Source organism: Paracoccus sp. AK26 (assembly GCF_011801365.1).
GTDB classification, from domain to species: Bacteria; Pseudomonadota; Alphaproteobacteria; order Rhodobacterales; family Rhodobacteraceae; genus Paracoccus; species Paracoccus aerius.
In genome coordinates this window covers 1051997-1076166 of record NZ_CP041041.1, presented here as the reverse complement: position 1 = coordinate 1076166, position 24170 = coordinate 1051997, and the positions used below count along the sequence as shown (strand labels likewise).

At 63.6% G+C, this 24170-nt stretch carries 23 protein-coding genes; 12 read left to right on the top strand and 11 right to left on the bottom strand.

What is annotated here, in order from left to right:
- Positions 1-15 precede the first annotated feature (15 nt).
- Together FIU66_RS05225 and FIU66_RS05220 are read right to left on the bottom strand one after the other, a co-directional pair.
- Positions 16-1875: an ABC-F family ATP-binding cassette domain-containing protein gene (locus FIU66_RS05225; protein ID WP_167621718.1), complete on the bottom strand. Its 1860-nt coding sequence runs from the start codon at positions 1873-1875 to the stop codon at positions 16-18.
- Positions 1876-1947: 72 nt separating this feature from the next.
- Positions 1948-2184 carry a hypothetical protein gene (locus FIU66_RS05220; RefSeq protein ID WP_167621717.1) on the bottom strand — a complete coding sequence of 79 codons (237 nt, stop codon included), beginning with the start codon at positions 2182-2184 and terminating at the stop codon, positions 1948-1950.
- A 359-nt stretch (positions 2185-2543) separates the two neighbouring features.
- On the opposite strand from FIU66_RS05220, the gene FIU66_RS05215 reads away from it, so the two are divergent.
- Entirely contained in the window at positions 2544-3920 is a 1377-nt protein-coding gene (locus tag FIU66_RS05215) for a VPLPA-CTERM sorting domain-containing protein (RefSeq protein ID WP_167621716.1), read from the top strand.
- Positions 3921-3951: 31 nt separating this feature from the next.
- Here FIU66_RS05215 and FIU66_RS05210 read toward each other — a convergent pair whose 3' ends face one another.
- The 8 genes from FIU66_RS05210 to mbhE are packed head-to-tail and all read right to left on the bottom strand — an operon-like array spanning position 3952 to position 10468.
- Positions 3952-4872 (bottom strand): hypothetical protein, encoded by a 921-nt coding sequence (locus tag FIU66_RS05210; RefSeq protein ID WP_167621715.1) that lies wholly within the window; start codon positions 4870-4872, stop codon positions 3952-3954.
- Positions 4869-5198, bottom strand: a complete 330-nt coding sequence (mnhG, locus tag FIU66_RS05205) for a monovalent cation/H(+) antiporter subunit G (RefSeq protein ID WP_167621714.1) — start codon at positions 5196-5198, stop codon at positions 4869-4871. Before mnhG ends, FIU66_RS05210 begins: the two co-directional genes overlap by 4 nt.
- Positions 5191-5487, bottom strand: a complete 297-nt coding sequence (locus FIU66_RS05200; RefSeq protein WP_167621713.1) for a monovalent cation/H+ antiporter complex subunit F — start codon at positions 5485-5487, stop codon at positions 5191-5193. The genes mnhG and FIU66_RS05200 overlap by 8 nt, the downstream gene beginning before the upstream one ends.
- Entirely contained in the window at positions 5484-5969 is a 486-nt protein-coding gene (locus tag FIU66_RS05195) for a Na+/H+ antiporter subunit E (protein WP_167621712.1), read from the bottom strand. Before FIU66_RS05195 ends, FIU66_RS05200 begins: the two co-directional genes overlap by 4 nt.
- Entirely contained in the window at positions 5966-7468 is a 1503-nt protein-coding gene (locus tag FIU66_RS05190; protein WP_167621711.1) for a Na+/H+ antiporter subunit D, read from the bottom strand. The genes FIU66_RS05195 and FIU66_RS05190 overlap by 4 nt, the downstream gene beginning before the upstream one ends.
- Positions 7465-7827: a Na+/H+ antiporter subunit C gene (locus FIU66_RS05185; RefSeq protein ID WP_167621710.1), complete on the bottom strand. Its 363-nt coding sequence runs from the start codon at positions 7825-7827 to the stop codon at positions 7465-7467. The genes FIU66_RS05190 and FIU66_RS05185 overlap by 4 nt, the downstream gene beginning before the upstream one ends.
- The gene (locus FIU66_RS05180) at positions 7827-8228 is read right to left on the bottom strand and encodes an MnhB domain-containing protein (RefSeq protein ID WP_167621709.1); all 402 of its coding nucleotides are present in this window, start codon (positions 8226-8228) and stop codon (positions 7827-7829) included. Before FIU66_RS05180 ends, FIU66_RS05185 begins: the two co-directional genes overlap by 1 nt.
- Positions 8225-10468: a hydrogen gas-evolving membrane-bound hydrogenase subunit E gene (gene mbhE, locus FIU66_RS05175; protein ID WP_167621708.1), complete on the bottom strand. Its 2244-nt coding sequence runs from the start codon at positions 10466-10468 to the stop codon at positions 8225-8227. The genes FIU66_RS05180 and mbhE overlap by 4 nt, the downstream gene beginning before the upstream one ends.
- 112 nt (positions 10469-10580) lie before the next feature.
- Here mbhE and FIU66_RS05170 point away from each other — a divergent pair, with 112 nt between their 5' ends.
- From FIU66_RS05170 to FIU66_RS05120, 11 genes are all read left to right on the top strand, one after another.
- Positions 10581-11498 carry a LysR family transcriptional regulator gene (locus tag FIU66_RS05170; RefSeq protein ID WP_167621707.1) on the top strand — a complete coding sequence of 306 codons (918 nt, stop codon included), beginning with the start codon at positions 10581-10583 and terminating at the stop codon, positions 11496-11498.
- Positions 11499-11972: 474 nt separating this feature from the next.
- Positions 11973-13139 (top strand): transporter substrate-binding domain-containing protein, encoded by a 1167-nt coding sequence (locus FIU66_RS05165; RefSeq protein ID WP_201281087.1) that lies wholly within the window; start codon positions 11973-11975, stop codon positions 13137-13139.
- The gene (locus FIU66_RS05160) at positions 13136-13762 is read left to right on the top strand and encodes an ANTAR domain-containing response regulator (protein WP_167621706.1); all 627 of its coding nucleotides are present in this window, start codon (positions 13136-13138) and stop codon (positions 13760-13762) included. Before FIU66_RS05165 ends, FIU66_RS05160 begins: the two co-directional genes overlap by 4 nt.
- A 32-nt stretch (positions 13763-13794) precedes the next feature.
- Entirely contained in the window at positions 13795-15030 is a 1236-nt protein-coding gene (locus tag FIU66_RS05155; RefSeq protein WP_167621705.1) for an urea ABC transporter substrate-binding protein, read from the top strand.
- Between the two features lie 60 nt (positions 15031-15090).
- On the top strand, positions 15091-15963 hold the full coding sequence (locus tag FIU66_RS05150; protein ID WP_167621704.1) for a branched-chain amino acid ABC transporter permease: 873 nt from the start codon (positions 15091-15093) through the stop codon (positions 15961-15963).
- A gap of 2 nt (positions 15964-15965) precedes the next feature.
- A complete protein-coding gene (locus tag FIU66_RS05145; protein ID WP_167621703.1) occupies positions 15966-17033 on the top strand; it encodes an ABC transporter permease in 1068 nt (355 codons plus the stop codon).
- The gene (locus FIU66_RS05140) at positions 17033-17749 is read left to right on the top strand and encodes an ABC transporter ATP-binding protein (RefSeq protein WP_167621702.1); all 717 of its coding nucleotides are present in this window, start codon (positions 17033-17035) and stop codon (positions 17747-17749) included. The genes FIU66_RS05145 and FIU66_RS05140 overlap by 1 nt, the downstream gene beginning before the upstream one ends.
- A complete protein-coding gene (locus FIU66_RS05135) occupies positions 17742-18452 on the top strand; it encodes an ABC transporter ATP-binding protein (protein ID WP_167621701.1) in 711 nt (236 codons plus the stop codon). Before FIU66_RS05140 ends, FIU66_RS05135 begins: the two co-directional genes overlap by 8 nt.
- A gap of 22 nt (positions 18453-18474) precedes the next feature.
- Positions 18475-19473 (top strand): acetamidase/formamidase family protein, encoded by a 999-nt coding sequence (locus FIU66_RS05130; protein ID WP_167621700.1) that lies wholly within the window; start codon positions 18475-18477, stop codon positions 19471-19473.
- Positions 19470-20996, top strand: coding sequence for an amidase (locus FIU66_RS05125; protein WP_167621699.1), 1527 nt, complete (start codon positions 19470-19472; stop codon positions 20994-20996). Before FIU66_RS05130 ends, FIU66_RS05125 begins: the two co-directional genes overlap by 4 nt.
- A 428-nt stretch (positions 20997-21424) precedes the next feature.
- Positions 21425-22405: a sugar-binding transcriptional regulator gene (locus FIU66_RS05120; protein ID WP_167621698.1), complete on the top strand. Its 981-nt coding sequence runs from the start codon at positions 21425-21427 to the stop codon at positions 22403-22405.
- Position 22406: 1 nt separating this feature from the next.
- On the opposite strand, the gene dhaL is transcribed toward FIU66_RS05120, so the two are convergent.
- Positions 22407-24161 carry a dihydroxyacetone kinase subunit DhaL gene (gene dhaL, locus FIU66_RS05115; protein ID WP_167621697.1) on the bottom strand — a complete coding sequence of 585 codons (1755 nt, stop codon included), beginning with the start codon at positions 24159-24161 and terminating at the stop codon, positions 22407-22409.
- Positions 24162-24170 lie beyond the last annotated feature (9 nt).

The following is a 24170-nucleotide window of genomic DNA, read 5'->3' as shown; positions in this document are numbered from 1 at the left end:
CATTTGGGCAACAGCCTAGGCCTGCCCCGCGCCCCGTTCCGCCCCGTCCAGGCTTTCCAGCGCGGACATCCACAAATCCTCGGCCCGCGCCATGGCCTGCACGGCCTCGGACCGCTTGGAGGACCAGCGTTTCGCCTCGTGCGGGTCGTTATACAGCGCAGGATCGGCCAGCTTGACGTCCAGCTTTTCAAGCATCTCGGTCAGCTTCTGGACGCGTTCCTCGGCCCGGCGGACCTCGGCGCGCAAGGCAAGGATTTCATCACGAGGCGCGCGCTTGGGGGCGGGTTTCGGCTTTTCCTCGACGACCTTGGGTTCGTCCCCGCCCAGCAGGAAGCGGCGGTAATCGTCCAGGTCGCCTTCATAAGGGGCGACCGCGCCATCCTTGACCAGCCACAGCCGGTCCGCCACCAGACCCAGCAGGTGCATGTCGTGGCTGACCAGCACGACGGCGCCGGTATAGTCGTTCAGCGCCTCGGTCAGCGCCTCGCGGGATTCGATGTCCAGGTGGTTGGTCGGCTCGTCCAGGATCAGCAGATGCGGCGCGTCGATGGTCGCGATCAGCAGCGACAGCCGCGCCTTCTGGCCGCCCGACAACTGGCCAACCTTGGTCTCGGCCTGCGCCTCCATCAGGCCAAAGCCTGCCAACCGCGCGCGCAGCCGTGCCGGCGCCTCGGCCGGGCGGAGGCGGCGGATATGATCCAGCGGCGTCTCGGCCAGGTCCAGTTCATCGACCTGATGCTGCGCAAAATAGCCGATGCGCAGCTTGGACGACCGGGTCAGCTTGCCTTCCATCGGTGCCAGACGCTCGGCCAGCAGCTTCGACAGCGTCGACTTGCCCTGCCCGTTGCGGCCCAGAAGCGCGATGCGGTCGTCCTGGTCGATGCGCAGGGTCAGCTTGCGCAGCACTGCGCGGTCGTCATAGCCGACGCTGGTCCCTTCCATCGCGACGATGGGGGGAGACAGTTCCTCGGGCTGGGGAAAGCCGAAGCGGTGGAACTTGGCTTCCTCGGGGGCGGTGATCGGCTCCATCTTGGCCAGCATCTTGACGCGGGCCTGGGCCTGGCGGGCCTTGCTGGCCTTGGCGCCGAAGCGGTCCACGAAGCTTTGCAGATGGGCGCGGCGGGCCTGCTGCTTCTTCGCCTCGGCCGCCTGCAGGGCGCGGCGTTCCGCCCGCAACCGGGCGAAGTCGTCATAGCCGCCGGTGTATAGCGTCAGCTTGCGGTTCTCGAGATGCAGGATATGGCCCACGGCGCGGTTCAAGAGGTCGCGGTCGTGGCTGATGATGATGACCGTATGCGGATAGCGGGCCAGATAGGTTTCCAGCCACAGCGCGCCTTCCAGGTCAAGATAGTTGGTCGGTTCGTCCAGCAGCAGCAGGTCGGGCTGCGCGAACAGCACGCCCGCCAGCGCCACCCGCATCCGCCAGCCGCCGGAAAAGTCGCTGGTGGGCCGGGCCTGGTCGGCGGTTGAAAAGCCCAGGCCGTCCAGGATGGACGCTGCCCGCGCCTCGGCCGACCAGGCGTCGATATCCGCCAGCCGGGTCTGGATGTCCGCGATGCGATGCGCGTCGGTGGCGGTATGGCTTTCCGCCAGAAGGGCCGCGCGTTCCTTGTCCTCGGCCAGAACGGTTTCCAGGACCGAGGTTGCCGTGCCTGCCGCTTCTTGCGCGACGCCTCCGATGCGGGCGCGGCTAGGCAGGCTGATGTCGCCGCCGTCGAGGCTGAGTTCGCCCCGGATCAGGCGGAACAGGGTGGTCTTGCCAGCACCGTTGGGACCGACAAGGCCCACCTTGTGGCCTTCGGGAATGGTGGCCGTGGCCCCTTCGAACAAGGGGCGGCCCTGGATGGAATAGGATATGTCATCGATGCGCAGCATGGGCGGGGCATGGCCGATGCGGGGCCTGCCGTCAAGCGGCGACCGCCCCACATGGCCCCGTCCGTGCCACGCCTAGTTGGCGGGCGCCGTTGTTCCGCCGATCGGGTCCTGCGTCTCCTGCGTCCCCGGCGCGCCGTCCACGGGCGCGGGCACGGTTTCGTTTGTCTCGACCGCTGCCTCGCCCGCCGTCTCGGCCGAGTCGCGGCCCGACAGCACCATCCATGCCACCAGCAGCACGAAGCCCAGCGGGATCAGCGCATACAGCAGCGACCGCGGCATTCCGCGCTTGGGTTCAGGTTCTCTGGCCATTCCGATGTTCCTTTTCAATGTCCCAGGGGTAACAGCGAAGGAGGGGAGAAGTTGCAATCGGCCCGCCCCGCTGTCGCGGCGGAAGGCCCATCGGTCGCCGATCTGTCACCGGCCTGTCGCCCCACCGTCATTCAACCATTGTCAATAATGGTTAACGAGCCGCACACTGCGACAGGATCCCGCCTGAGCCGCCGGATTGCCGGAAGAAGGCCAGGCTGGTCCGGGCAGGCCCAGAAACCGCCCGCGGCGCGTCCTCTCGTGCCGTGGGCAAGGCCGGGCGTGGCGGATGAAACCGTCGCCACCCCGGCGTCCCCGAAAAAGCGGTTCATCGTCATCAGTTAAGTTGAGGAGCAAACCCAATGCTACGCTTCGTTCTCGGCACCGCGCTTCTGGCTGTTGCGGCCACGCCGCTTGCGGCGCAGAACAGGATTGACGGGCAGGCACCGAACGCCCCCGCCCTTTCGGCCTATGGCAGCTATGCCGTGGGCGTCAGGCAGTTCGATCTTGTGAACAGGAACCAGATCGACGTCGCGGCCATCGACCCCACGGGCACCGGCGAATTGCCGCGATACGACCGCCCGCTGACGGTCGAGATGTGGTATCCCGCAGCCACGGATTCCATCGGTGCCACGTCGTTCAACACCTATCTGCGCGACGGCGTGACCGAGGTGACGCTGGAAGGCCGCGCCATCCGCAACGCGGCGCCTCCGAAGGAATCGAACCCTTTCCCGCTGGTCGTGGTCAGCCACGGCTATCCGGGCAACCGGTTCCTGCTGTCCCACCTGGCCGAGAACCTTGCCTCCAAGGGCTATGTGGTCGCATCCATCGACCATACGGACTCGACCTATCGTGATCAGCGGGCCTTCGCCTCGACCCTGGTCAACCGACCTCTGGACCAGCGGTTCGTGCTGGACGAGATGGCCCGGCTGAACGCGGATGCGGGTTCGGATTTCGCCGGGCTGATCGACACCGACAACACCGGCCTGATCGGCTATTCGATGGGCGGATACGGCGCCATCGTCTCGGCCGGCGGCGGGCTGAGCGAAAGCGCCATGCGCCTTGGTCCCCGCGATACGCTGGCGATCCATCGCGAGGGCAGCGAAACCCATGACGCCCTGCCCGATCCGCGCATCAAGACCGCGGTCGCGATCGGCCCCTGGGGGATGAATGTGGGCCTGTGGGATGCCGAAGGCCTGGCGGGGATCGAGATCCCGATGCTGTTCATCGCCGGATCGAATGACCGCACCTCGGGTTACGACAACGGCATCCGCAAGATCTGGGAAGGCGCGACCGGCGTCGACCGCGCCCTGCTGACCTTCGAGGGCGGCGGCCACAACACGGTGGGTCCCATCCCTGCCCCCGTCGAAAGCTATGCGGCAGGTGTCTCGGGCCATTACACCGACCCGGTCTGGGACACGGTCTTCATGAACAATGTCGGCCAGCATTTCGTGACTGCCTGGATGGATCTTGAGCTGAAGGGCGATTCGACCATGCAGCGATACCTGGACCTGCAGCAGAACGGCAGCGATGGCGTCTGGTCGGTGGACGAAAACGGCGCCTTCAGGGATGACCACACCTACTGGCTGGGCTTCCCCGAAGGGGCGGCCGAGGGGCTGAGCTACGAGGTGCTGGATGCCCAGGTGGCGCCGGTGCCGCTGCCGGCCTCGGTCTGGCTGCTGGGGCTGTCGGTCGCGGGGCTCGGCGCGCTTCGCAGCCGGCGCAAGGGGAAAGCCTGACAGCCGTCCGTCCTGGCAGGGGGCCGATACCTCATGCCAGGTTGCGCTGCCGGTTCGGACCTTCGGTATCGGATTGGTCGGTGCCGTCGCTTGGGCCGGTGTCGGGGCCGGTATGGTCGCTTGATCTTTGAGATGCGTCGTCGGGGCGCCTGACGATCACGACGCCTATCCTACGCCGGTCGCACAGGTCTTCGGCCAGGTTGGGGCGCAGCCGTGCCGCCCAACCGTCGCGGCCTTCGGATCCGGCGACAACAAGCGTGTCCTCCGGCAGATTGGCCACTGCCGCGTCAAGGACCGGTCCCTGCACATGCGCAAGGCGGCGCCATGCCAGATCGGGGGGCAGCCTCGCCACCAGCCTGGCAAAGTAGGACTGGGCGATCCAGGCCGCCCTGCGCCTTCTTTCGGTGATCTCCTGCTCGGGCATCCTGATCCTGCGGGATCGCAAAAGCCCTTCCTCGAGGAAATACCAGACATTCAGGATATCCAGCGGAACATCCAGGGCCCGCGCCAGGGTGAACGAGACACGCAGTATCTCGGCCGCCAGGGCGGGGTCTGTGCTGTCGTCCCGGTCCGGGTCGATCAGCGCGGTCACCGATGCCGGGGGGCCGGTATGGCCGTTCATGATCCAGACCGGCCTGGCCGAGTGCCGCGACAGATCGCGCCGCAAGTCCTGTTCCCGCCTTCTTGGACCGCCGATCGCCGGGTCGCACTGGACGATGACCAGTTCGGCGTCCAGGTCGTGCAGGCAGTCGGCGGTGACCGAAGCCACGGCCGATGTCGTGGCCCCCGTCGCGGCCAAGCCTTCCATCAGGCGCATCTGGCTGTCGGTCAGCCCCGGCTCCAACGAAAACAGCCCCAGCCGAAGGGGTCCGCGGCGCGACAGCCGTTCCATGACCTGCCAAAGCCCGGCCGCATCGCAATCCCTCGTGGTGACCAGGGCGATCCGCTTCATGGCCCGGGCTTTCCCCGGTCGGACGGGCGGATCAGCAGATCGGGCTTCTGGCCCGACCGCCAGGCCGCGGCCCGGCCCAGAAGATGCGCCCCGATCGGCGCGGTCATCAGCAGGAACAGGATGGCGATCAGCGCCCGGCTGGCCGCGCTGACGCCGCCGATATCGACCGCCGCAGCCAGCAGGGCCAGCGACCCCGCCAGACTGCCCACCTTGGACGAGGCATGCATCCGCGTCAGCGCGTCCGGAAAGCGCAGGATGCCGATGGCCGCGACCAGGGCAAAGCCTCCGGCCAGAAGCGCAAGTATCGCGGTCAGGATCTCAGTCATCGCTGTCGCTCCTGCGGGCAAGCCTTTCGGCGTAGCGGGCAAGGGCCACCACCGACAGGAAGCTGACAAGGGCCAGGGCCACCGCGATGTCCAGGAAAGCCTCGGATTCCGTGCGCACGGCGTAAAGGCCGCAGACGCCGATCACGGCGGTCGTCATCATGTCCAGTGCGACGACCCGGTCTGCCAGGCTTGGTCCCTTGGCCAGCCGCACGAAGCCGATGCTGATGGCGATCCCGACCATGACAAGGGCCAGGGTGATGCTTGCCTGCATGATGTCGAAGGGGGTCATGGGCGGAAAACCTTTCCGATGCGACGTTCCATCCCGGACTTCAGGTCGGCGACCAGGGCGGCTTCGTCGGTGGCGTAGATCGAGTGGACCAGAAGAGCGCTGCGGTCCTCGGCCACATCCAGCGTGAGGGTGCCGGGCGTCAGGGTGATCAGGCTGGCCAGCAGGAAGATTTCGGCATCCGACTGGCCGTCGAGCGGCATCCGCACGATGGCCGGGTGCAGGTTCGGGCGCGGGGCGATGCAGTCGCGCGCCACCATGATCGAGGACTTGACCAGTTCCTTGATGAAATAGGCGATCAGCACCAGGGTCTGCGGCAGGGCGCGGAAATACCGCCGCTCGTCCCCCTGGGCGATCAGGTCGCGGGCGAACCACAGCGCGCAATAGCCGATGACAAAGCCCGCCAGAAGGTTCGGCAGCGAGAACCCGTTCCACAGCGCCGACCATGCGAGCGCCAGAAAGACGTTGATGGAAAGAAGCTTCATCGGCGCGCCTCGCCCAGAACGGCCGCGACATAGGCGGCGGGATCAAGAAGCTGCTCGGCCCCCTTTGTCGCAAAGTCGAGGAAGGCCGAGGGGAAGGCGCCGATGGCGACCGTCATCACCGCCAGGGCGATGATCGGCACCATCATCTGCCACCGCGCGGACAGGGGCAGATCGGCCAGGGCGGGCTGGCGTCCTTTGGGATGGGCCTTCCAGAAGGCCTCGGCCCAGATCTTGGTCATCGAGAAGATCGTCAGCAGCCCGACCAGCAGCGCGACCCCCGCCACCAGCCATTCGCCCAGGTCCAGCGATGCGCGGACGATGACGAACTTGGCCCAGAAGCCCGACAGCGGCGGGAAGCCGGCCAGCGAGAAGGCCGGGATGATGAACAGGGCCGCCAGCAGCGGCGCGGAGCGGTAAAGGCCGCCGATGGCGTAGAGATCCGACGACCCGGTCAGGCGGCGCGACACGCCGGCGATCAGGAACAGGTTGGTCTTCACGATGATGTGGTGCAGCAGATAGAAGACCGCGCCCATCACGGCCAGGGGCGTCATCAGCGCCAGGCCCAGCACCATATAGCCGATCTGGCTGATGATGTGGAAGGACAGGATCTTGCGGAAATCGCTTTGCGCGGCCGCCCCCAGCACGCCCGTCAGCATCGTCAGCAGCGACACCCACAGCAGGATCTCGTGCGTGTAGCCGATGTCGCCCACGAAGATCAGCGTGAAGACGCGCATCAGGGCATAGACGCCCACCTTGGTCAGCAGCCCCGCAAACACCGCCGAGACCGCGTAATGGGGGGTATGATAGGACGCGGGCAGCCAGAAGAACAGCGGAAAGACCGCCGCCTTCATCCCGAAGGCCACCATCAGCATCATCGCGATCAGCGTCATCAGACCCTGGTCGGGCGAGGCCGCGACGGCCCCGCGCAGATCCGCCATGTTCAGCGTGCCGGTCGCGCCGTAAAGCAGGCCCGCGCCCGCCAGGAACAGCACCGTGGCGATCAGGTTCAGCGTGACGTATTTCACCGCCCCGTCGATCGCCTGCTTCCTGCCCCCGATCACCAACAGCCCGAAGGACGAGATCAGCAGCACCTCGAACCAGACATAAAGGTTGAACAGGTCGCCGGTCAGGAAGGCGCCGGTGACGCCGCCCAGCAGCGACTGGAACAGGGCGTGGTATCCCAGCCGGGAGGATTCCGGCCCGATCTCGGCCAGGGACCAGACGGCTACGGCAAGCCCGATGATCGCGGTGATCAGCACCATCGCCGCCGACAGATGGTCGGCCACCAAGGTGATGCCATAGGGGGCCTGCCAGCCACCCACCTGCCCTGCGACCACCCCCCGGTCCAGGACTACGCCCACCAGCAGCACGGCCACGCCGAGCGAGGCGACCGCGCCGGCGACGGAAGCAAGATCCCCCATCCGCGAGCCGCGCAACAGGAAGGCCAGGACCGCAGTCACGAATGGAACCAGGATCGGAAGCGCAAGAACCCAGCTCATCGGCGGTCCTCGGCCGGTTCGGCACTGCGCATCCTGTCAACCTCAAGGTGGCCGAAGCTGCGATAGGCCCGGATGGTCAGGGCCAGGGCAAAGGCGAACAGTCCGAAGCCGATCACGATGGCCGTCAGCAGCAGCGCCTGCGGCAGCGCGTTGGCCATGGTGTCGGGCGGCAACGCGCCTGACGCACCCAGCAGCGGCGGCGCGCCGGGGGTCAGGCGGCCCGCAGCCAGGATCGCCAGGTTCACGCCGTTGGACAGCAGCAGCAGGCCGAACAGAAAGCGCATCAGGTTGCCCGACAGCATCAACCAGATCGCCATGCTGACCAGAAAGCCCGCAAGGCAGGCGACAAGGGTTTCCATCAGACGGTCTCCTCGAGCGCGAAGACCAGCGTCAGGATCGCCCCGAAGACGGCCAGGTAGACGCCGATGTCGAAAACCAGCACGGTGGACAGGGCAAGATCCTCAAGGATCAGCCAAAGCCCCGTGAACGGATCCAGGCTTGCCAGGGCCGAGGCCAGACCGGACAGCACCGCAATCGCCATGCCCCAGACGCCGATGGCGCGCGGATCGACGCGCAGGGCCCGGCGGGCGTCCTCGACCCCCGCCGCGAAGCTGTAAAGGACAAAGCCCGCGGCGCCGATCAGCCCGCCGATGAAGCCGCCGCCCGGGCTGTTATGGCCGCGCAGCAGCACGAACAGCGAAAACAGCAGGAACAGACCCGTCAGGAACCGCGCGCCGACCGAAAGGATCAGTGAGTTCATGGCCCTGCCTTCCGCTTGCGCTTCAGGACGGCATAAGCGCCAAAGGATGCCAGCAGCACCACGATCAGTTCGCCGAAGGTGTCGAAGGCGCGGAAATCGACAAGAACAACGTTCACGATGTTGAGCCCATGTGCCAAGGCATAAGAGTTCTCCTCGAAGTAACTGGTGATGCTGCGGTCAAGGGGCGATGCCGTGACCGACAGGATGATCGCGGTAACGCAGAGTCCCGTGGTCACGGCCACCACCCCATGGGCCATCTGGCGACGGGGGCTTCGACGCTCGGTGATGCCCGGCAGGCGCAGGGCGGCGATGGCGAACATGACGGCCGACAGCGTCTCGACCATCAACTGCGTCGTGGCGACATCGGGGGCGCCGGCATAGATGAAGATCACGGCGACGCCGATGCCGACGGTTCCGATCCCCGCAATCGCCGCAATCCGGGAATGGGTGTTCAGCGCCAGCACCGCGCCCGCCGCGGTAAAGATCGCCGTCAGCCACAGGAAGGCCGAGCGCGGCAGTTCCACCGCGATCTCGGGCCGGCCGCGGATGATGGTCAGCCCAAGCGCCAGGGCAACCACGGCAAAGACCGCCATCAGATAGGCCGTCAGCCTGCCTGTCTGCAGCATCCGGGTCTGCCAGGCGGCCAGGACGCGCAACCCGTCAAGCACCCTGTCCCATCCGTCGTCCAGCGAGGGAAGGCGCCGCAGGACCGGATCCACCAGGGCGGCAAAGCGCGCGCGCATCAGATACAGCATGATCCCCAGCGTGAAGGTCAGCAGGCTGAGGACAAAGGCCCGGTTGAACCCGGCCCACAGGTGCAGCCCGGCGGCGCGGTCCTGCAAAAGGCTTCCCGTCAGGGCGCTGCCGATGACCGACCCCAGCAAGGGCTGCGCCAGCACCCCGACGACCAGCCCGCCAAGGGCCAGGATGACCGGCCCCGCCAGCATCTGCCACGGCGCCTCGTGCGGGTGATGGGGCGTGGTGATGGGCGCGCCGAAGAACGGGCGCAGCGCGATGATCCCCGCCACGGCGAACATCAGGGCATTGGCCGCAACGGCGGCGGCGGCGACAAGGGGAGCGCCCGTCATGGTCTCCGCACCCGCGTAGATCAGCTCCTTTCCGATCCAGCCGATCATGGGCGGCAGGCCCGCCATCGAGGCGCAGGCAAGAACCGCCGCCAGCGCCGTCAGCGGCATGGCCCGCCCCAGCCCGCCCAGTTGCGCCACCTCGCGCGTGCCGGTGCCGTGGTCGACGGCGCCCACGACCATGAACAGGCTGGCCTTGTAGAGCGAATGGACGATCAGAAAGGTCACCGCCGCCGTCAGTGCGTAGGGATGGGCCCCGGCCAGCAGCATCGTGATCGTGCCCAGGGCCATCAGCGTGGTATAGGCAAGCGCCTGCTTCAGGTCGCTTTGCCGCATCGCCAGGACCGAGGCCAGCACCGCCGTGATGGCCCCTGCGGTTGTCAGCGCCACGCTCCAGGCCAGGGTGCCGCCCAGGGCGGGATGCAGGCGGGCCAGCAGATAGACCCCGGCCTTTACCATCGTGGCCGAATGAAGGTAGGCCGATACCGGGGTCGGCGCCGCCATCGCGTTCGGAAGCCAGAAATGGAACGGGAATTGGGCCGACTTGGTGAATGCGCCCAGCAGCACCAGCACCAGGATCGGCCCGTACAGGCTGCTGTCCTGAAGCCCCGGACCCGTCAGGATCTGCGCCAGGTCGTATCCGCCCGCCGCAGTGCCGATCAGGATGAAGCCCGCCAGCAGCGCCAATCCCCCGCCCGCCGTGACCAGCATCGCCTGCAAGGCGTTGCGGCGGGCGCGGGGATTGTCGTGATCAAAGCCGATCAGCAGATATGACGTGATGCTGGTCAGTTCCCAGAACAGGAACAGCGTGATCAAATCGCGGGCCAGCACCAGCCCCAGCATCGACACCATGAAGGCGAACAGGAACAGGACGAACCGCCCGAACTGGGGGTGATCGCCCATGTAGCCGGTGGCATAAAGAAAGATCAGCGACCCGATCCCGCTGATCAGAAGCCCGAAGATCAGCGACAGCCCGTCCACCATGAAGGCCAGCGAGATCCCCAGCGAGGGGGCCCAGTCCAGAGCGAACAGGACAGGGCGGTCATCGACGACCGCAGGCGCCATCAGCGCCATGCCGACAAGGATCAGGGCGGCAAGAATCGACGCTGCATAACCCAGCATCCGGCCCGCGCCGTCAGACGCGCCGTCGAGCATGGCAATTCCTTAAAGCTATCTCTTGTTCGCCAGATTTTAATCACGGTATCGGCAAGGTATGGAAATTGATAATCAGACGATGTTCGATAGCCGTTCTCTATAAGGGATGCCGATGCCGACGCTCCAGCAGCTTCGATACCTTCTTGCAATCGCAGATACGCTGAACTTCAGCCGTGCCGCCGAACAATGCCATGTGACGCAGCCCACGCTCAGCATCCAGGTCAAGGAACTGGAAGCCAGGCTGGGCACGAAGCTGGTCGAACGCAGCCGGACCCGCGTGCTTCTGACCCCCGTCGGCGCCGAGATCGCAAGGCGGGCGCGCATCATCGTGGCCGAGATCGACGACATCCGCGACATCGCCCGGCGCGAGGATCCCCATGCCATGCAAAGCCTGCTGCGCATGGGCGTCGTCCACACCGTCGGCGCCTATGTCCTGTCCATCGCCATGCCGACGCTTCGCCAGTCCTACCAGCAAACCCGCATCCATGTCCGCGAGGAACGGTCCGAGGAACTGCAGGGGAACCTTGCCGACGGCCAATACGACGTGATCCTGCTGCCCGAGATCCCCGTGCGCGAGGATTTCGCCTTCCACGTCCTGGTGACCGAGCCGCTGCACCTGGTGGTGCCGCAGGATCACCGCCTGGCCGGCCACAAGCACGTGCAAGCCGCCGATCTGGCCGGCGAGACGATCTTGACGATGGAACGGCGCGAAGGGGCGACCGACGACGTGGCCCGCCTTTGCCGCGACGTGGGCGCGATCCAGGCCAGCGACTATGTCGGCACCACCCTAGACACCCTGCGCCAGATGGTCGCCGCAGGAATGGGCATCGCCCTGCTGCCCGCGCTTTATGTCCGGTCCGAGGTCATGCGCGAGGAACTGGTGGTCGCCATCCCGCTAAATCCACCGGCCCCGACCCGCAGCATCTGCATGGCCTGGCGGAGATCGTCCCAGCGTGCCGACACTTATACCGACTTCGCCGAAACGATCAGCGTTTGTCTTAGGCCATGGGACGTGGACGCAGGCAGATAGGCCGGGCTGGGCTTCGCGGATTTCCAGATCGGCACCCGGCCGGGATCATCGGTTCCGGCATGGGAAGCGGGACCAACCGCCAGCGCGGTGATGCATGAGCGAAAAAGGCCCCACGAGAAACCTATTTTTGGGTTTGCAATGTGCAAGTGGCGGAGGAAAGGGGTCTGCTGTCCAACCTTCTCCAATTCTGACCCCCGCATACTGATGCGGTCTGGTAAAAATCTCCGGCACTTCGTCAAACGCCCGGGTCTCCTTCACCTTTATTGTGCAACTCTCGATCTGCCCTCAGTGGCTGCTGAAAATCAAGGCACGCCCCGCCCCTCATCCTCTTTGCTGATTGACAGGTCAGTTCCTGCGACCCTAGCTTGAAACCTGTGCTAGGCAACTGAGCCGTCACGCACATATCTGACGACATCGACATAATGGCAATTCCGCCCTGGGCACTCGCTGCCTCAGGGCTGTTTTCACGTGGACATGAACTTGGAACGCACTTCACTCCAGATCGGCCTGCTGTTCTCAACCGAAGGGCCCTATGCCACGGTTGCTCAAGCACTTCTGAATGGGGCGATGCTGGCGTGCCAGGAAGTGAACGAGGATCCATCCGCGCACCTGCAGCTAGAACCATTGCACGTGAACCCTCGCGGACAGCTGGTCAACTACCGGGACGGGGTCCAGTCGATGCTGGAGCAAGGCATTGTCCATATCTGCGGCTGCTATACCTCCTCCAGCCGCAAGGAGGTGCTTCCGATCATCGAAAAGCACGATGCGCTGCTGTGGTATCCCAGCCATTACGAAGGCTTCGAAACCTCACAGAACGTGATCTACACTGGGTCCTCTCCAAACCAGCATCTAACGCCGCTTATTGGGTTCCTGTTCAAGGAATACGGCAATACGGCCTATTGCATCGGGTCGAATTACATCTGGGCCTGGGAAAGCAACCGCGTCTTCCGCGAAGGCATCACGCGCCTGGGAGGACAGATCGCAGCCGAACGCTATGTGCCCATCGGGGAAACTGACCTGGACCAGTATGTCACCGAGATCCTAGACCTTCGGCCCGACTACATCTTCAATTCCCTGATCGGGTCATCGTCCTATGAGTTCCTGCGGCGCTTGCGCCGAGCCAGCGCTGCTGCTGGAATTGACCAGCCCCGAAGCATGCCGGTGGCAAGCTGCACCTTGTCCGAACCAGAACTGCACGCCATCGGTGCCGAGGCGGCGGATGGACAGATCACCTCCAGCGTCTATTTCTCTTCGATCCCGACGGAACGCAATGCTGACTTTGTCGCAGCATATCGCCGTGCTTTTCCGAATGGACCAGCTGCCTGCGCCGACGCAGAGTCCAGCTATATTGCCATCCACCTACTGGCCCGCGCCGTTGCACGGGCAGGTGGCGAAGACATTGCACAGGTTCGTACCGCTGTAACTACCTGCCGCTTCGATGCGCCGCAGGGACCGGTGATGATCGATCCGGCGACAATGCACGCCTACCTGACGCCGCATATCGGTATTTCCCGGGCAGATTTCGAATTCGACGTGTTGATCGAAAGCCCGGGGCCGGTGCAGCCGGACCCATACCTGGTGCAATGGTCGCGCACCACAGAGCCGTCTTCCCTGCCCTCGCAACTGAGGATTGTGAAATGAAACAGCCCCGCGTGACGCAGAACTTCCGCGATTTCCGAGCTTCGATCATCACATCCGACAGCCGCAGCACGAACACACTGCAGATCGTTCTGCCGCGCCTTGGATTGACGGTCGATGCAATCCACCAGACCTTCATGTTTGAGCCATCGGCTGGACCACGCGTGGCCTTCGTTGACGGCGACATGGCTCTGCCTGCGGCGGGCGAGGAACCTGACGTGCCGGCTGATTGCGCCATTGTCGGGCTGGTCGGATCCGAAGCACCCAGCCGACTGCGCGGGCTGGTCAACCTTGGCGCGCAGGCCTTCTTGACCAAGCCCGTCCACGGCGGATCGGTCTATTCCGCTCTCTTCCTAGCGGTCAATTCCCTTACCCGCAGCATGGCGATGCAGGCCCAGATCGAGGAACTGAAGCAGCGGCGAAAAGGCCGTGTTCATGTCCTGCGCGCGGTGACTGACATGGTGCTTCGTGAGGGCATCGGCCCTGACCAAGCCTACGATCGCCTGCGTCGCAGTGCCATGCACGCCCGCCAGAGCGTCGAGGACTTCTGCGAGGGCCTGCGAGCTTCAAGATTTAACGAGGACGAAGAAGCCTCGGCGACTGATGAAAGGCGACGCTGGGCCTGATTCCCACGTCGAGAACCAACAAGGAGTTGTCAATGTTGATCAAATCGAAAAGCGCCGCTTCGGCGCTCGGAGTTCTGTTGCTTGCTGGTGCCGCGTTCGGACAGGATGCCGAACCGATCAAGCTGGGTGTTCTGGAAGACCAGTCCGGCGATTTTGCCCTCGCCACAATCGGCAAGGTCCACGCGATCCAGCTTGCGGCAGAAGAAATCAATGCCGCTGGCGGCATCGACGGCCGCCCGCTGGAACTGGTCGAATACGACACCCAGTCCGACAATACCCGCTTTCAGGAGTTCATGCGCCGGGTGCTGCAGCGCGACAAGGTGGATGCTGTCTTCGCGGGATTTTCCTCGGCCTCGCGCGAGGCTTATCGGCCCATCGTCAACCAGTTCGACGGGCTGGCCTTCTATAACAACCAGTATGAAGGCGGAGTTTGCGACGCGAACATGATCGTGACCGGCGCCGTCCCGGAACAGCAGTTCTCGACCCTACTGCCCTATATGATCGAGAACTATGGGCCTAACGTCTATACGATTGCGGCCGACTACAACTTCGGCCAGATTTCGGCGGAATGGGTGCGCAACATCGTCGCTGAAAATGGCGGCACCATGGTGGGGGAGGAATTCATCCCCCTGGGCGTGTCGCAGTTCTCTCAGACCATCCAGAACATCCAGGCAGCAAAGCCCGATTTCGTGGTGACGCTGCTGGTTGGTACGGCGCAGGCGTCCTACTACGAACAGGCGGGCGCCGCGAACCTAGCCCTGCCGATGGCATCCTCGGTAAACGTGGGCCAAGGCTATGAACACAAGCGCTTCACGCCCCCCAGCCTCAAGGACATGTACGCGACGGTGAACTATGTCGAGGAAATCGACACCCCCGCCAGCAAGGAATTCGTCGAGAAATTCCGCGCCAAGTTCCCGAACGAACCCTATATCAACCAGGAGGCCAGCAACTCCTACGCCGCTGTCTATCTCTACAAGCAATTGGTCGAGCGCGCGAAGTCGACTGAACTGGCCGATATCCGTAAGGTCATCGCCGAAGGGGATGTCTGCGTTGATGGACCCGGCGGCCAGATGTGCATCGACCCGAAAAGCCAGCATGTCTCGCACACCATCCACTTGGCGCATGTGACCGAGGACCATTCGGTCGAGTTTCCCACCAAGTGGGAGGCGATCCAGCCCTATTGGCTGGGCCAGGCAGGCTGTGACCTGACTGTCAGCGACCCCAGCGAACAGTACACGCCGTCGAACCCGCCCCCGGCCAACGGCTGATCCCTGATTTGTCCGGGCGGCCTGCCCGCCCGGACGCCACCAGACCAAAGGGGCCGCCTTGTGGACATCTTTAATCTGATCTTCAGCTTTCTCTACCAGTTCGGCGATGCCTTTGCCTTTCTGGTCCTCAGCGCCTGCGGGCTGGCCGTCATCTTCGGCATGATGGGCGTCATCAACCTTGCCCATGGCGAATTCATCATGTGTGGGGCTTATGTCTCGACCAGCGCGGTCCATGCGGGCCTGCCCCTGCCGCTTGCAATCATCGCAGGCGCCGTTGCTGCAGGCATTGCCGGCATGATCGTGGAACTGTTGGTGATCCGACCCCTGTATCAGCGCCCCCTGGACACTATCGTGGCGACCTGGGGGATCTCCATGATCGTGACCCAGGGAACGCTGATCGTCCTTGGCCCCAGCATGCAGGGTGTGGGCACACCCTTTGGCAGCTTCGCGCTGGGCGGCTATTCCTATTCCCTCTATCGCGTTATCCTGATGATTGCCGCGATCGGCACGCTGGCCCTGTTGTGGCTGATGTTCACGCGAACGCGCTTTGGCCTCTTGTCGCGCGCGACGATCCAGGTTCCCCATGTGGCCGAGGCCATGGGTGTCAACACCAACCTGATCTACAGCCTGACCTTCGGCCTGGGAGCCGGACTGGCAGGGCTGGCAGGCGGGCTTTATGCGCCGACCATGACGCTGGTTCCCACCATGGGGGCGTCGTTCATGGTCGAAGCCTTTGTCACCGTCGTCGTCGGCGGGGCGGACATCTTCCTGGGAACGGCCCCTGCCGCCGCCATCCTCGGCATAATCAAGGCTGCGTTGACGGGCTGGCAGGGCCAGCTTGCCGGGCAGATCGGCCTGTTGATCGCCGTTATCGTCGTCATCCGCATCCTGCCCCGCGGGATCAGCGGCAAGATCCTGAAAGAAAGGGCCTGACAATGGCCGAGACATCCCGGCTGCGCAGCATCATGCGCTTGGTCGAGGGGCCGCAGACTATTGGCCGAGGGCCCAGGTTCTGGGCGGGCTTCGCCATCGTACTTTCCTGTGCCTGCGCCTATCCGATGTTTGCTGACAGTTATGACGTTGGCAACAACGTCTACTTCTTCAACTGGCTGTTCATGGCCATGGGGCTTTCGCTGATCTGGGGCTATGGCGGATCGCTGAGCTTCGGGCAGACCGCCTTCTTCGGCATCGCGGGCTATTGCTACGGCGTGCTGACAATCAACCTGGGCGATGCTTACGGACTGACGCTGCTGTCGCTTGTATTGGCCGTCGGCTTCAGCGCGTTCTTCGCGGCGGTCCTGGGTTATTTCCTGTTCTTCGGCCGCATCAATGGTGTGTTTCTTGGCATCGTGTCGCTGTCGGTGACCCTGGTGCTGGAGCGCTTCATGGCGCAGACCGCAGGACCGCAGTGGGCGATTGGCTCGGCGCGGCTGAACGGGTTCAACGGCATGGGCAGCATGCCATCCCTGACAATCCCGTGGCCCGGTGGAAGCATCGTCCTGTTCCCTGACCTGCCGCTGTATTACCTGACGCTTGCGCTGCTGGTGGTCGTCTATCTGGCATTGCGAATGCTGGTGAATTCGCGCTTCGGCAACGTGCTAGTCGCGATCCGCGAAAACCCCCAGCGCGCCGAGATGCTGGGGTATGACATCCGCAAGTTCCAGTTGGGCATGTTTGTCATCGGCTCCTCGCTCGCCGGACTTTCGGGAGTGCTTTACACCTCGTGGGGCAACTACATCACCCCCGCGTCGATGGGGATGACGGCCGCTGCCTTGCCCATTGTCTGGGTGGCGGTCGGCGGGCGCAGCGACCTGACCACCACGCTCGTGGGCACCTTGGCCGTGCTGATCGTGTTCCAGATGCTGACGATCTATGGAAGCCAGTATGCCTTGATCGTCATGGGTGTTCTGCTTGTCGTCACTGTGCTTGTTGCTCCGCGAGGCATTGTGCTGGGCATTGTGGACGTCTCACACCGCCTTTTCCGCCAGAAGGAGGCCCGCTGATGTCCCTCTTGGAAACCCGCAAGTTGAACAAGCATTTTGGCGGCCTGCATGTCACGGGAAACGTGGATTTCATCCTCCAACCTGGCGAGATGCATTGCCTGATCGGCCCGAACGGCGCGGGCAAGAGCACCTTCTTCCGCCTGATCCTGGGCGAACATCAACCTGACAGCGGCCAGATCCTTTTTGCGGACGAGGATATCACCCGCGCCAAGTCGTTTCAGCGCATCCGCAAGGGCATCAGCGTCAAGTTCCAGGTTCCCGGCATCTTCAAGGAACTCAGCACCCGCCAGAACCTCGTCATCGCCCTACAGCACCATGTTCCTGCCGTCCATCTGACTGAGGAAGTTGATCGGCTGCTGGAGTTCCTGAAGCTGTCGCAGGATCACACCCAGCTTGCCGGCAACCTTAGCCATGGCCAGAAGCAATGGCTGGAAATCGGAATGGCAATCGCGTTGAAGCCCCGCCTTCTGCTGCTTGACGAACCCACGGCCGGAATGACGCCCGACGAGACTCACGCCACAGGCGAGATGCTGCACCGGCTGAACGCCGAGGGCATGACCGTGCTGGCGGTAGAACACGACATGGCCTTCGTGCGCCAGATCGCCCATCGGGTAACCGTGCTGCATCTGGGCAAGGTTTTCGCCCAAGGCAGCATCAACGAGATCACAGCCGATCCACGGGTCGCCAAGATCTATCTGGGAGAGGTCCATGCCTGAACCGCTTCTGCAAACATCTGCACTGAACGGCGGATATGGCGGCAAGCCAGTTCTGCAGGGCGTCGATATTGACGTGAGGGAAGGCGAGATCGTCGCCATCATCGGTCGCAATGGCGTGGGCAAGTCCACCCTGATGAAAACGCTGATCGGGCTTCTGCCAAGCCAGTGTGGAGAGATCCGGGTGAAGGGCCGGCAGGTAGACGGCCTGTCGGCACATCGTCGCGCCCGTCTTGGCATCGGCTATGTCCCCCAGGGCCGCGACGTGTTCCCGCGCATGACCGTGCTGGAAAACCTGATGGTTGGCCAGTCGATTTCCGGCCGCAAGCTGGATGGCAAGCTTGAGGAAGTCTATCACTACTTCCCCATTCTGCAGGAACGCGCCCAACAGCGCGCAGGCACGATGTCAGGCGGCCAGCAGCAGCAGCTTGCCATCGGGCGTGTGCTGATGGGCGGGCCGTCCCTGGTCCTTCTGGACGAACCCTCGGAAGGCATCCAGCCCAACATCGTCCAGTCGATCGCCCGGATCATGGTGGAACTAAACGCGAAGTCCGGCCTCAGCGTCGTCTTTGTCGAACAGAATATCGACATGATCCGCGCCATGGCACAGCGCTGCTATGTCATGGACAAGGGGCGCATCACTGCCGCGCTGACCCGTGCCGACCTGGACGATCAGGACCTCATCCGCAGCTATTTGTCCGTCTGACCCATCCAAGAAAGGTATTCCCATGAGCTGGTTCGAAGACTCCATCATGGCCCGCAAGGGCGTCGCAAAGGGCGAAGTGCGGGCCGAAGCATCGCTGACCGAGGCGCAGCAGGGCAATTATCACTACGTCTACAGCGCGGCGATCCCGCCGGTCCTGAAGATTGACCCTGGCACGGTCCTGACCTGCGAAACCCATGACGCCTTCGAGGGGGCGATCACCTCTGAATCCGACAAGCCTACCGAAAAGCTGAACTTCCCGTTCCTCAATCCGCAGAACGGACCGGTCTGGATCAACGGCGCGGAAAAGGGCGATACGATTGCTGTTCACATCGACAGCATCGTCCCACGTGGTCCCCAGCCACGCGGCACCACCGTCATCATGCCCGAATTCGGCGGCTTGGTGCCCACGGCGGACACGGCCTTGCTTACGGCGCCCTTGCCCGAACGCGTGCGCAAGCTGCATGTCACCGCCGAAGAAGGAACAGTCTGGAACGATCGCATCATCCTGCCCTATGAGCCCTTCATCGGCACCATCGGCACTGCTCCCCAGATCGAGGCTATCTCCTCGCTAGTGCCTGACTATTACGGCGGCAACATGGACCTGCCGGACGTAGCTCCTGGCGCGGTCGTCTACTTGCCCGTCCAGACCGAGGGCGGGTTCCTGTTCCTGGGAGACTGCCATGCCGCCCAAGGCGACGGAGAGTTGTGCGGTGTCGCGATCGAACATCCGACCGTCACCACCGTCCGCGTCGATTTGATCAAGGGCTGGACCATCAAGACCCCGCGGCTCGAGAACGACAAATTCTACATGACCATCGGCTCCTCGCGCCCGATGGAGGACGCCGCCCGCGGCGCCTATCGCGAGCTGATCCGCTGGATGGCCGCCGACTTCGGCTTTGACGAGATCGACGCCTATATGCTTCTGACGCAGTGCGGCCGCATCCGGCTGGGCAACATGGTGGATCCGAAATACACGGTCGGCGCGTCAGTCCTGAAATCGATCATTGGAATTGCCCGATGAAGGACATGCTTCCCTCCCTGGGCGAGTTGACGGTGGCCAGCATACGCGAGGGCCTGGCCAGCGGCGCCTTCACCGCCGAAGCGGTGACATCGGCCGCAATTGCGCAGATGCAGGCGACGAACGGCACCTATAACGCGGTGATCTTCGAAAACGACGCGGCGCTGGAGGTAGCCCGCGACATCGACCGCCGCATTGCCGCAGGCGAGAAAGTGGGATCCTTGGCCGGTGTGCCCATCGTGGTCAAGGATCCCATGGACATGGTCGGTTTTCCGTCGACTGCAGGCTGGCGGCTGCTTTATTCCGGTGCCGGCGGCATCGATCTTATGCCCGAGCGCGACAGTCCGGTGGTGGCCCGCATGCGTGCCGCCGATGCCGTCATCATCGGCAAGACCAATGTCCCGATCCTCAGCTGGACCGGGACCCATGCCAATGACAGTTGGGCCGGACCGACGATTAATCCCGCTGCACCCGACCGCGTGCCGGGGGGATCCAGCGCCGGCTCGGCTGCTGCAGTCGCCGCCCATATGGCTGTGATCGGGCTGGCGGAGGAGACGGGCGGATCGATCCAGAACCCCGCCTCGGCACAGGATCTGGTGGGCATCAAACCTACCATCGGGCTGGTGCCAAACGCTGGCGTCGTGCCGCTCTCTTCCAATCGCGACGTGGTGGGGCCAATTGCACGCACAGTAGCAGATGCCGCCGAATGTCTAACGGCACTGGCCGGCTTCACAACAGAGGACCCAAAAACATTGGCCGCCGTAGGAAAAATTCCCACAGGTGGCTACTCTGCACGGTTGTCAGTCGACGGGCTGCGGGGAAAACGGCTTGGGCTTTATGGCCCCGGCTGGCGACCAGACGCTCTCTCGCACGAGGCTGTTCAGCTTTATGACCGTGCGAAGCGGGAACTCACGGCGGCGGGCGCTATTCTTGTTGAGGATCCCTTTGCTGGAACCGACTTCGCCCGTCTACGCCAGATTACACCTGGAACACCCTTCTTCGACGGACGCGGCTTGGAATCGCTGCCCTATGATGTGACCTGTTACCTGCGTCGCCTTGGACCTGACGCCGCGCTGAGATCTTGGAAAGATTTCATTGCTGCCACTGCGTCCGAGAACGTCCTTGGGAAGGGCGCAATCCTTGGCTATCTGCAAGAACTTCCGGACTTTGCACCATGTCTTGCTAACCCCGAAACGCCTCCTGCCCTGCCCGCCTTCACCGAGCTAAAACGACAGTATCTAGAGCTGCTGGACCGTGTATTCGACGCGCATGATCTAGACAGCTTAGTTTATCCGCAGATGCTGAATGAACTTCCTGAATTGCATTCCGGAGTGGCAATCCATGAAACCACTGTTGGCGAACTGAATATTGCCGGGATCCCAGGTATCACCGTTCCTGCTGGTTATTACGCATCAGGAGCGCCTTTCGGTCTCATCTTCCTTGGTCTGCAATGGTCGGAAGCTGAATTGCTGAACCAGGCATATGCCTATGAGCAGCTAACGAAGCATCGCAAACCCGCAATTTGATCCCAAAAACCACCTTTGGTGCCGTGAGTAGTTTATCCTTCGCAGAGCAATCTTGTTGAGAGAAGCGTTGCGGGCTTGTCTCACCCTGATGCACACGTAGGTATCATTCCCCGCCCTCCTTCCCATCACCATTGCCGCCTCCGTTCCCGTTGCCTCCATGGTTGCCGTTGCCGCCACTGTTGCCTCCCGCAGCACCGCCACCGCTTCCACTGCCACTACTTCCGCCGCTGCTGCCACCGCTTCCGTTGCTGCCGCAGCAGGTTTTGATTTTAAATGACAGTTACAGCTGCCTGCTCGAAGCTGCGCGACACATTCGAACAGGGGCCTGACAGCGACGCTCCAAGGACACCCTAGCCATTGACCACTACGACAAGTAGGAGTGGATCTCACCTCGGAGAGGCGGTTCTCCGGCAATGAGGGAGGCGCCTATGCTGAAAGATGTTGCGCCGGCGGAACTGAGAGTCTCGGCCAATCTGGCGGAGGAGTATGAACGCGCCCGGGTAGCGTGGTACTACTTCGTCGGCGGGCTCACCCAGCAGGAGATCGCGTCGCGGATGAGCATGACCCGCCTCAGGGTCAACAAGCTGATCGGCCAAGTCCGAGAGGACGGCGCAGTCCATATCGACGTGACCCTGCCGCTGACCGACTGTGTCGCATTGGCAGAAACCCTGTCGGACAGGTATAGCCTAGTCGATGCCGCCGTGGTGCCCGACGTGCCGGACCATCTGGAGCAGAAGCGCGTGATAGGCGAAGCTGCCGGGATGATGATCGGAGCATTAATCGAGGGGCGTGACCTCGGGATCGGGATCGCCACCGGCCGGACGCTGAGCTTTGCAGTGCGTGCCCTGCAAGAGCGGCCTCACCCGGACAGCTGGGTCGTAGGACTGACCGGCGGCGTCACCCGATCGTCCGGCACCAATACTTTTGAAGTTGCAACGAGCTTTGCGCGCAAGCTGGGCGTCGAGTGTCATTATCTGACCGCTCCCCTATATTGTGCTTCGCCGGAAGGTCGCGAGACGCTGCTGCTGATCGATGAGCTGGCAGACGTTCTTGCAAGGACTGAAATTGCAGACCTTGGCGTCACCTCATGCGGATCTCTGGCCGAGGATACAACGCTGACACAGATCCGGGCCGTCAAGGATCACCTGGATGACGTGCAGAGACTGGGTGCAGTAGGTGAGCTTCTAGGCTGCTTTCTGGATGCCCAGGGCCAGCCGGTTGATCACTTCCTGAACGATTCGTTGATGGCGCTTAGCCCTGCCAAGTTGAAACTGAAGCCGATGTCCGTGCTGGTGTCGGGCGGGATCGACAAGATCCAGATCATCCGCGCGATCCTCCGCGCAGGCTACGTGAACCGTCTGGTGACGAATGAAGGCGTGGCCCGTGCCTTGCTTGCCGGGCCACGCTAGGTCAGGGTCGCATCTGATCCAGCGTCAGGGCCATCCCCCGGAGCATCAGGAATGTCGACGCGGCACCGGGATCGATATGACCCTTGGAGCGGGTACCAAGTTTTGCTGACCGACCGCGGCGCGATTCAAGCTCCGCCGTGGCTTTCATCCCCGCTTCGGCGCCGTCCCTGGCGGCGCTCATCACCGCGAGCTCATCTCCCGATCCCGAAAAGGCCAGCGCTGCCTCGACTGCCGGAGACCACGCGTCAACCATCGTCTTGTCACCCGGCTCGGCCCTGCCCCGGTCCCGTATCCCTTGCATAGCCCCGGCAAGCCATGCCGCAAGCGCGCCCGCGTCCAGGTTCCGCCGGTCAGCCACTGCCGCTCCGGCGCGGAGGAAGGCGGTCGCATAGAGCGGACCAGACGATGCGCCGACCGCATCGAGAAAGGCTTTGGCCATCCGCTTGCAACTCGCCTCGATGGTTTCCGTCTCAGCCGCACCGCTAAGAGCAGCCAGCACGGCTTTCCAGCCGATCTCCATGGTGACGCCATGGTCACCGTCGCCGATCACACCGTCCAGCTCTGACAGCCAGTCGCGCTGCGCGATGATTTCGGCACCCGCGCTGCGCATCATTTCCCGGAATATCTTGGGCGTGATGGCGCCTTCGTCGATCAGCCCCTCCATCAGAGCGGCATCGTTTTTCTGCATCGGTGTTGGCGTTGTTCGCCGCGTAGACCGAGGAGACCGGGTCATGCTCGCCTCTACCGCCCCCACAGTCAGCGCGGGAGATCGGCAAGGATGGTCCAGCAGCGACGCCAGTTCGTCATCCAAGCGCATCAGCGTGATCGAGGCTCCGGCCATCTCGAGAGATGTCGCGTATTCCCCGACCCACGACCGGTGGATGACCATGCCCTGGCCGTCCAGGAGTTGTTTCAGGCGATCGAAGATGATGTAGAGTTCGACGAGGGATGTCGCACCCAATCCATTTACCAGCACCGCTACACGATCGCCCGGTTGCGCCGACAGTTCCGCTAGGATGGCCTGCGTCAGCTCGTCCGTGACCTCGTCAGCAGTTGCCAACTTGGTGCGACGGATGCCGGGCTCGCCATGCAGGCCCATGCCGATTTCCATCTCGTCGTCGCCGATTTCGAAGTTCGGCTTGCCGGTCTGGGGAAGTGAGCAAGCTCCCAATGCCACGCCCATCGACAGCGTCGCGTCATTGGCCTTCTGCGCCAGCGCATAGACGCGGGCCAGTGGCTCGCCTAGGTCGGCGGCGGCACCAGCGATCTTGAAGACGAAGAAATCGCCGGCGATTCCGCGCCGCTCGGACCGCCTTTCCGAGGGTGCCGAGGCCACGTCGTCGGACACTGCCACCTGCGCGACGCGAACGCCCGATGCCTGAAGTTCCTCAGCCGCCATCGTGAAGTTCATGACGTCGCCTGTATAGTTTCCGTAGAGAAAGCAGACGCCGGCCCCGCCATCGGCCGCCCGTGCGGCGTCCAAGATCTGTTCGGGCGAGGGTGAAGCAAAAATATTTCCCACGGCCGCGGCGTCGGCCAGTCCTCGGCCGACATAGCCTGCAAAGGCAGGCTCGTGGCCAGATCCGCCGCCAACGACGATGCCCACCTTGCCGTCACGCGGACCATCGACCGCCACAATAGCCCGGCCCGTTGCTCCCTCGACGGTCAGTAGGTGGGGATGAGCCGCCACCATTCCCGAGATGACCTGGGGAATGATGTCTTCCGGCGCGTTGATCAGTTTCTTGGTTCGGGTCATGTCTGTTCC